We start from the raw sequence: 8664 nt of genomic DNA, 5'->3' as shown, positions 1-8664 counted from the left end.
GCAGTTCGTGGATGGTGCCGGCGTGGCGGAACGTCGCCATGGCGCGGCGCAGCTGGTTGGCTTCCGATGCGGTGAAGCCGGCGGCGACGATGGCGATCTTCATCGCCTGCTCCTGGAACAGCGGCACGCCGTAGGTGTCCTTGAGGACCTCGCGCAGTTCCTCCTTGGGATACTCGACATCCTCCTTCCCTGCGCGGCGGCGCAGATAGGGGTGCACCATGTCGCCCTGGATTGGGCCAGGACGCACGATCGCCACCTCGATCACCAAATCGTAGTAATCCTGGGGTTTCAGCCGCGGCAGCATCGATTGCTGGGCCCGGGATTCGACCTGGAACACGCCGATCGAATCGGCCCGGCTGAGCATGTCGAAGACGGCCTTGTCGTCCGGCCGGCGACCGAGCTTCGGCTGTTCCGGGAAATTCTCGGGGTAATGCGCCCGCATCAGATCGAAACAGCGTTTGAGCGCGGTCAGCATGCCCAGGGCCAGCACGTCGACCTTCAGCATGCCCAGCGCCTCGATGTCGTCCTTATCCCAGCAGATGACGGTGCGGTCCTCCATGGCCGCATTCTCGATCGGTACCAGCTCATCCAGCCGCTTGCGGGCGAAAACGAAGCCGCCGGTGTGCTGGCTGAGATGGCGGGGGAACCCCATCAGCTCGACCGAGAGTTCCAGCGCCAGGCGCAGCCGCGGGTCGGCCGGATCCAGCCCGGCCTCGCGCACCTGGGCTTCGTCCAGCCCATTCATGCTCCAGCCCCATACCGAGCCGGACAGGGCGCTGATCATGTCCTCCGACAGGCCCATCGCCTTGCCGACGTCGCGCACCGCGGCGCGCGTGCGGTAGCAGATGACGGTAGCCGTGAGCGCAGCGCGATGGCGGCCGAACTTCTCGTAGATGTGCTGGATCACCTCCTCGCGCCGCTCATGTTCGAAGTCGACATCGATGTCGGGCGGCTCGTGGCGCGCCTCGCTGATGAAGCGCTCGAACAGCAGGTTGACCTCAATCGGATTGACCGAGGTGATGCCCAAGCAATAACAGACGGCGCTGTTGGCAGCCGACCCGCGACCTTGGTTCAGGATGCCCTTGCTCTTCGCGAAGGCGACGATGTCGGCCACAGTCAGGAAGAAGGGCGCGTAGTCACGACCGCCGATTAGCGCCAGTTCCTTCCCGATCTGGCCGCGCAGTCCGGCTGGTACGCCTCCAGGATACAGTCTGGCCGAGCCTTCCCAGGCCAGCCGTTCCAGCCGGGCCTGTGCCGACTCGCCGTCCGGCGTGATCTCTTCGGGGTACTTGTACCTGGTGGCCAGCTCATCCAGGTCGAAGCGGCAGCGCTCGGCGATCTCGATCGTCCGCTCCAGCGCATAGAGATGGTCGTGGAACAGCCGCGCCATCTCCTCGGGCGACTTCAGGTGCCGCTCGGCATTGCCCGCCAGCCGCCAGCCGGCGTCGTCGATGGTGCAGTGCTCGCGGATGCAGGTGACCACGTCCTGCAGCCGCCGGCGCTCCGGCACGTGGTACATCACGTCGTTGGTGGCGACCAGCGGCGCCCTCGTGCGGAAGGCCACCTCCCGCAATTCCTCCAGCCGCTGGGCATCATCGCCGCGGTATTTGTGGCTGGCTGCGAGATAGACCCGTTTCCCCATATCTGAGCGCAGCCGGTCGAGATGCGTGACGAAACCGTCATCGATGCGATCGGGCGGCAGCGCCACCAGGATCTGCCCGTCGCTGAACGGCAGCAGGTCGGCATGATACAGCAGGCATTCGCCCTTCTTCGCCCGGGCCTTCCCTTCAGTCAGCAACCGGCACAGACGGCCATAGGCGTCGATATCGGTCGGATAGCACAGCAGACTCGGCGCATCGGCGAAGTCAAGACGGCAGCCGACGATGTAGGGGATGCGGCTCTCCTTCCTCTGGTCGGCATTCCGATTGGCGGCGACATGGCCCCGCACGATCCCGGCCAAGCTGTTGTGATCGGTCACCGCGATGGCGGACAGTCCCAGAAGCCTCGCCGTCTCCACCAGCTCCGCCGGGTGCGACCCGCCGCGCAGGAAGGAGAAGTTGGTGGTGACCTGCAACTCGGCATATTCGGTCATCAGTCGAACAGCCCGTGCAGGAACCAGCGTGCGGCCTGGCCTTCGCGGTATAGCCCGGCGCGATAGACCCAGAAGCGGCGGCCGGTTTCGTCTTCGATCCGGTAATAATCGCGGATCATCTCCGGCTCGGTCCGGTCCTCCGGCTTCGCCCGGCGCCACCATTCATAGGCGATGCGCTCCGGCCCGTCGGCGCGGCGCACCTTGTGGGTTGCCCCGGCCCAGTGAAAGACGCTTGGCGGATCATCCGGGATCGGCGCCGTGACCGTGATCGGCTCCGGCCGGCGCAGCAGGCGCAAGGGGCGGACCCAGCCTTCGGGCCAGGCCTTGCTTTCGCCCGGGGCCAGCGGCGGCAGGCCGGTGACGCAGCGCTCGGGCAGGTGGCTCTCGACCGCGGCCGGGCGCCAGATCCGGTCGAAACCGATGCGGTTGCCGACGATGTCGACGAAGCCGGCCAGGTCACCGATCGCCGCGCCCTCGTCCTCCAGCCTGTTCAGCCCGGTCTGGCGCCCGTCCAGCGGCGCCACCCGGTCGGCGCACAGCGTCACCACCTCGACCCCGAAGCCGGGGTCGACCCGGTCAAGCCGCTCGGCCAGCAGGCGCCCGACCCGCGCCGCGTCGCGCACCGGCAGGGCGGTGCGGATGGCGGCGGTCTGGCAGCGGCCGTCGACCCGGTGGAAGGCGGCGGTGAATTGCGCTGCACCCATCATCCGGGACTCCAGCCGGGCGCACAGATCCGTCGTCACCGCCGCGATGGCGCGCTGCAGATCCTCCGGCGTGCCGATCGGCTCGGGGAAGGCCAGGCGGGCGAACCAGGGCGTCGGCGGCCGGCGGAAGCCGACCGTCTCCTCCGCCCGGCCCAGTGCCTGGTCCAGCCGCAGCAGCGGCCGGGCGCCGAAGCGGCGGGCCAGGCCGGGGCGCGGCGCCGCCAGCAGGTCGCCGATCCTGGTCAGGCCGATCCGGCGCAGCGCCTGGATCTCATCCTCGTCCAGGCGCAGCGCTGCGGTCGGCAGCGGTGCCAGGGCTCGGTGCTCTTCACCGTCCGGCAGGATCTCGACCGGCCGCTCGGCGTGGCCGTGATGCGCCAGGGCCCAGGCGGCGCCGAAGCTGCCGGCGATGGCGATGCGGCCGGGCAGGCCGCGCCGCTGCAGCCGCCCGGCCAAGTCGTCGGCAAGGTCCGCCTCGCCGCCCCAGAGATGGGCGCAGCCGGCAATGTCGATCCACAGCCCGTCCGGCGGGCAGGCCGCCACGGCGGGGCTGTAGCGGCCGGCCCAGCGGGCCAGCAGGGCCAGGGCCCGGGCGTCCGCCGCAGGGTCTGCCGGGATCAGGGCCAGCGTGGGCAGCACGGCGCGGGCATCGGTCGCCTTCTGCTGCGGCCGGATGCCGGCGGCCCAGCCGCGATCGTCGACGGCGACGACCTGGCGCCGCTGGCCGATGGTCTCGACGATCGCCACCGGCTCAACCGGCCAGGCGTCGGCGGGTGTGGTCAGCCTCAGTCGCGTGATCGGCCAGTTCGGCAACCACAGCGAGACGATCCGTCCCATCCTCGGTCTCCACGATCCAGCGGCCGGGCAGGCCGCCGCGGCAATGGGTCAGCGCCAGCTCCCACCGCACCGGCCCGACCCATCGGGCCGTGCCGCCGCTCGGCGCCGGCGCCACGGTCCAGCGGGTCACCGCGGCGCTCGCCGCCGTCCGGCCGGGCGCCGGTGCCACGGCGTGGCGCTGCAGCAGCAGGGCGGTGGTGCCGCGGGTCTCGCAGGCCAGCTGCAGCCGCCGCTCGGCCAAGAGGTCGGCCCGCACCGCCTCGGCCAGCACAGCGCCGAAGCCGGGGGTGCGCAGCGCCTCCTCCACCACCGCCAGCACGCCCTTCTCGTCGCGCGGCCGCACCAGGATCAGCCGGTCCGGCGCCAGGCCCAGCGCGGCCAGTGCCGGCGGGTACAGATCATTGCCGGTGGCGCACCACAGCACCGGCCCGCGCCGCTGCAGCCGGGCCAGCAGCCGGGCGGCGAAGCCGGTCGCCGCCGCCCCGGCCGCGTCACCGCCGGCGCCGGCCACCCGGTGCAGCCGGCCGAGCGCCAGCCCGCCGCGCGGCAGGCGGGCATCGATCGGCGGCAGGTCGAGCGGCAGGACGCCGGGATCCTCGATGGCGGATCCGTAACGATTCAAGCGCTCGCGCAGGGCGGCGAGGGCGGACATGGGTGATCACTGATGTTCCGTATTTGTTCTATTATGAATCCACTACGGCGCCGGAGAGTCAAGTCCGGGGCCATCAAAGCGGGGCCGCTCAGCCTTCGTAAGCAGCTCCGGCCAGCGCCCTCACCGCCTCGTCGACACTGCGGAACACATGGTCCGGGCCGATCTGCGCCAGGATGCCGAACCGGGACAGCGCCTGCTGCGCGCGGACGGATTCGAGCCGGGCGATGGCGAAGGTGATGCCGGCGGCGCGGCACTGGTCGATCACCACGGCCAGGCTTCGGGCCGCGGAATAGTCGATCTCGATGATGCTGCTGGCCTCCAGGACCAGCAGGCGCAGCGTGCCCCGCCTGGTGTCGATGATCTGGCCGATGCCGGCCTCGAACATCCCGGCGTTGAGGAAGCTCAAGGGGGCCTGGAAGGCGACGACGGCGACATCCGGCCGGGTCTCGCCCCGGGACCCGGGGGCGGGCGGCCACCAGATCGATGTGTCCGGCAGCTTCTCGAACTCGATCGGCCGGGCCCGGGTGGTCGACCAGACGCCGTGCAGCACCGACAGGCCGATGCCGACGGCGACCCCGGCCTGGATCGGCAGCACGACGATGGCGACCGCGGTGGCCACGATCAGGGCGAATTCCCCTTTGGCCTGGCGGTAGACGGCGATGAAGACCGGCACGCGGATGATGCGTTGGGCGACGAAGACCAGGACACCGGCCAGGGCCGCATGCGGCACCTGCGACAGCAGCCCGCCGCCCAGCAGCGCCAGGGCCAGCACGATGGCGGCGGCGATCAGGGCGGCGACCTGCGACCGGCCGCCGGTCTCGGCCACGATGGCGGTGCGCGGCGGGCTGGCGTTCACCGGAAAGGCCCCGAACAGGCCGGACAGGATGCTGCCGGCGCCGACGCCGATGAAATCCCGGTTCACCTCCGGCGGTGCGCCGGATGGTGAAGGAAACGACCGGCTGGTGGCGGCCGTCTGCACCATGACGACCAGCGCCACGATCAGCGCCAGGGAGACCAGCTGGCGCAACTCGTCGAAGCCCACCGCCGGCAGCGCCGGCTGCGGCAGGCCGCTGGGCAGGGGGCCGAGAACCTCGACCCCACGGCCCTCGAGGCCGAAGGCGACGACCGCAGCCGTCGCCGCCACCAAGCCGATCAGTGCCCCCGGGATGCGCGGGCTGATCCGCTCGGTGCAGAAGATCGTGAGGAAGACGCCGATCCCCAGCGCCGCGCTCCACGGATTGACCTGGCCCAGCTGCGCCACCGTCTCGGCGATGCGCTCCGGCGTGCTGCCGGTCTGTGCCGGCAGGCCGAGCAGCTCCGGCAGCTGCGAGACGGCGATGTGGACCGCGATGCCGGCCAGGAAGCCTGTCGTGACCGGGACCGACAGCAGGTTGGCGATCCAGCCCAGGCGGAACACGCCGCCGCAGCAGACGATCAGGCCGACCAGCAGGGCCAGGGCGGCGGCCAGGGCCGCATAGTGCGGCGATCCCGCCGTCGCCAGCAGGGCCAGGCCGCCGGCGAAGATCGGGGTGATGGTGGAATCCGCGCCGACCGACAGCAGACGATGGGCGCCGAACACCGCGAAGGCCAGCGCCGCGGCGACGAAGGCGAAGAAGCCGATCTCCGGCGCGAAGCCGCCCAGCCGGGCGGTGGCCATCTGCTCGGGGATGGTGATGGCCGCGAGCGTCAGCCCCGCGACGAGGTCGAACCGGCCGTCCCGAAGCGTCCAGCCCGCCACGGCGCGGAAGGGGCGCCAGCTCCGGCCGGGCACCGTCATCCCGGGTTTGGACGAGGCACGATCCTCCATCAAGCCTCCCTTGCTCGGCGAACCAGGTGTCGGACGGGCGGTCGAACCGATGCTGCGGAGACTATAGACCTTCCGGACCCGGTAAAGCGCGGCGGGCCGTGCCCGCTACGCCGCCATGCCGGCCGCGATCATCGCCTGCTGGCGCACCGCCTCGGTCAGGGCGGCGCGGTGCTCCTGGAACTCCGGCGTGGTCTTCACCGTGTAGTGCCGGGGATGCGGCAGGGCGATCGTCCGGTCCTCGATGATCCGGCCGGGCCGGGCGCTCATCACGATCACCCGGTTGGCCAGGAACACCGCCTCGTCGATGTCGTGGGTGACGAACAGCACGGTCTTGCGATCCGCCTCCCAGATCGACAGCAGCAACTCCTGCATCAGCGCCCGAGTCTGTGTGTCCAGCGCGCCGAAGGGTTCGTCCAGCAGCAGGATCTTCGGGTCGTTGGCCAGCGCCCGGGCGATCGCGGTGCGCTGCTGCATGCCGCCCGACAGCATCTTCGGATAGTGGTTCTCGAAGCCGCGCAGCCCGACCTTGGCGACGTACCGGGCGACGATCTCGGCCTGCTGCTTCTGCGGCATGCCCTTCTCGCGCAGGCCGAAGGCGATGTTCTGCGCCACGCTCAGCCACGGGAACAGGGTGTAGGCCTGGAACACCACGCCGCGGTCGGGTCCCGGCTCGGTCACCGGCCTGCCGCCGGCCAGCACCCGGCCGGTGGTCGGCCGGTCCAGCCCGGCGACGATGCGCAGCAGGGTGGACTTGCCGCAGCCGGACGGGCCCAGCAGGGTGATGAAGTCGTTCTCGGCGATGCCGAGGTCGACCGGGCTCAGCGCCTGGGTCGGCGCGCCGCCATGCACGCCCGGGAACTGCCGGCTGACGCCTTCGACCCGCACCAGATCCCCCCTTCGAATCAGGTCAGGGGCGCTCATCGGCCGAGGCTCCATGGGAACAGGGCGCGGTTCAGCCGCTTGAACAGCTGGTCGGTGACCAGGCCGATGGTGCCGATGGTGAAGATGCCGAAAATCATCTGGCCGGTGTCGAGGAAGCGCTGGGCGTCGATGATCATGTGACCGATGCCGGCGGAGGAGCCGATCAGCTCGGCGACGATGACATAGGTCCAGGCCCAGCCCAGCACCAGGCGCAGCGCCTCGAAGATCTGCGGCGCCGCGTTCGGGATCATCACCCGGATCACCACGCCGCGGGTCCGGGCGCCCAGCGTCCGCGCCGCCTCCACCAGCTCGGTCCGGATCGACCCGGTGATCACCGCGACCATGATCACCAGCTGGAACACCGAGCCGATGAAGATCACCAGCAGCTTCTGCGTCTCGCCGACACCGGCCCACAGGATCAGCAGCGGGATGAAGGCCGAGGCCGGCAGGTAGCGGCAGAACGAGACGAAGGGCTCGAAGAACGCCTCGACGCCCTTGAAGGTGCCCATCAGGATGCCGAGCGGCACGGCCAGCAGCGCCGCCAGCGCGAAGCCGCCGAAGACGCGGAACATCGTGACCACGATGTCCCAGGCGAAGCCGAACCTCGCGAACAGCTCGATGCCTTCGGTCAGGGTCAGGTCCGGGCTGGCCAGGAACAGCGGCTTGACCAGCCCGCCCCAGGTCGCAGCACCCCACAGCGCTACGAAGAGGATGAAGCACAGGATGCCGAGGGCGAGGCGGCGAGCGGCCCCGACGGGGGCGAGCGGGACGAACACGGATCGTCGGTCCTGGAAGCGGATCGGGTCTGGCGCCGGCCCCGGCGTCACTGCACGAATTTCGCGCTGTACAACGCGGTCAGGTCGTCCGGCTTGCGCCGCAGCAGCCCGGCCTCCAGCATCACGTCGGCCGCCAGCTTGATGAAGCTCGGCATCGTATCGGTCAGGTAGGCCTTGTTCGCGGCGCGGTCGTACCAGGTGACGTACTGGGCCGAATCGGCGAATTGCTGTGCCGTCTGGTCGACATCGGCGCCCATGACCTTGTTGGCGTCGTCCGGGTGGGCCTTGATGTAGTCCAGCGCGTCGAACCAGCTGTCGACCACGCCCTGGACCACGTCGGGGTGGGCGGCGACGTATTCCGGCTGGAAGGCCAGGGTGTCGATGATGACGCCAGGCGTGTCGGCCGAGGTGACCAGGATCTTGCCGTCCGGGTCCTTGCGGATGTTCGACAGATAGGGTTCGTAGGTCACCGCCACGTCGAATTGGCCGGCGACGAAGGCCGCCGCCGCATCGGCCGGCTGCAGGTCGGTCAGCTTGACGTCCTGCATGGTCAGGCCGTGCTGCTTCAGCAGATAGGCCAGCCAGAACTGTGAATCGCTGCCGAACTGCACCGCGATGCTCTTGCCCTTCAGCGCCTCGACGCTGGCGACGTCCTTGCGCGTGGCGATGCCATCGCCGCCGGAGGAGGTGTCGAGCGCCAGCACCTGCACCACGGGCACGCCGGAGCTGGCATAGAGCAGATGGGTATCGACGGTGGTGGTGATGACCTGCACGTCGCCCGAGGCCATGGCCTGGTGCCGGTTCGAGGTCGGCATCTTGACGATGTCGAGGTCGATGCCGTGCTTCGCGAAGAAGCCCAACTGCTTGGCCAGCGT

The 8664-nt window shown here is 70.2% G+C and carries 7 protein-coding genes; all 7 read right to left on the bottom strand.

Translation table 11 applies throughout. The features are described 5' to 3' along the window. A partial coding sequence (locus tag AC3XYG_RS11500) for an error-prone DNA polymerase (RefSeq protein ID WP_489139968.1) occupies positions 1–2092 on the bottom strand: 2092 nt, incomplete at its 3' end. Continuing rightward, the gene (locus tag AC3XYG_RS11495) at positions 2092–3633 is read right to left on the bottom strand and encodes a Y-family DNA polymerase (RefSeq protein WP_489139967.1); all 1542 of its coding nucleotides are present in this window, start codon (positions 3631–3633) and stop codon (positions 2092–2094) included. The genes AC3XYG_RS11500 and AC3XYG_RS11495, both read right to left, overlap by 1 nt. Next, positions 3548–4285: an ImuA family protein gene (locus AC3XYG_RS11490; RefSeq protein WP_489139966.1), complete on the bottom strand. Its 738-nt coding sequence runs from the start codon at positions 4283–4285 to the stop codon at positions 3548–3550. Before AC3XYG_RS11490 ends, AC3XYG_RS11495 begins: the two co-directional genes overlap by 86 nt. Positions 4286–4373: 88 nt before the next feature. Continuing rightward, positions 4374–6092: a SulP family inorganic anion transporter gene (locus tag AC3XYG_RS11485; protein WP_489139965.1), complete on the bottom strand. Its 1719-nt coding sequence runs from the start codon at positions 6090–6092 to the stop codon at positions 4374–4376. Between the two features lie 105 nt (positions 6093–6197). Next, on the bottom strand, positions 6198–7013 hold the full coding sequence (locus AC3XYG_RS11480) for an ABC transporter ATP-binding protein (RefSeq protein ID WP_489139964.1): 816 nt from the start codon (positions 7011–7013) through the stop codon (positions 6198–6200). Beyond that, a complete protein-coding gene (locus AC3XYG_RS11475) occupies positions 7010–7789 on the bottom strand; it encodes an ABC transporter permease (protein WP_489139963.1) in 780 nt (259 codons plus the stop codon). The genes AC3XYG_RS11480 and AC3XYG_RS11475 overlap by 4 nt, the downstream gene beginning before the upstream one ends. 47 nt (positions 7790–7836) lie before the next feature. After that, positions 7837–8664 (bottom strand): ABC transporter substrate-binding protein (locus AC3XYG_RS11470; protein WP_489139962.1); only part of this gene is annotated, 828 nt, incomplete at its 5' end.

This window comes from Inquilinus sp. (genome assembly GCF_057815775.1).
Note: the sequence above shows the minus strand (reverse complement) of the source record. Positions and strands in the feature narration are given on the sequence as shown.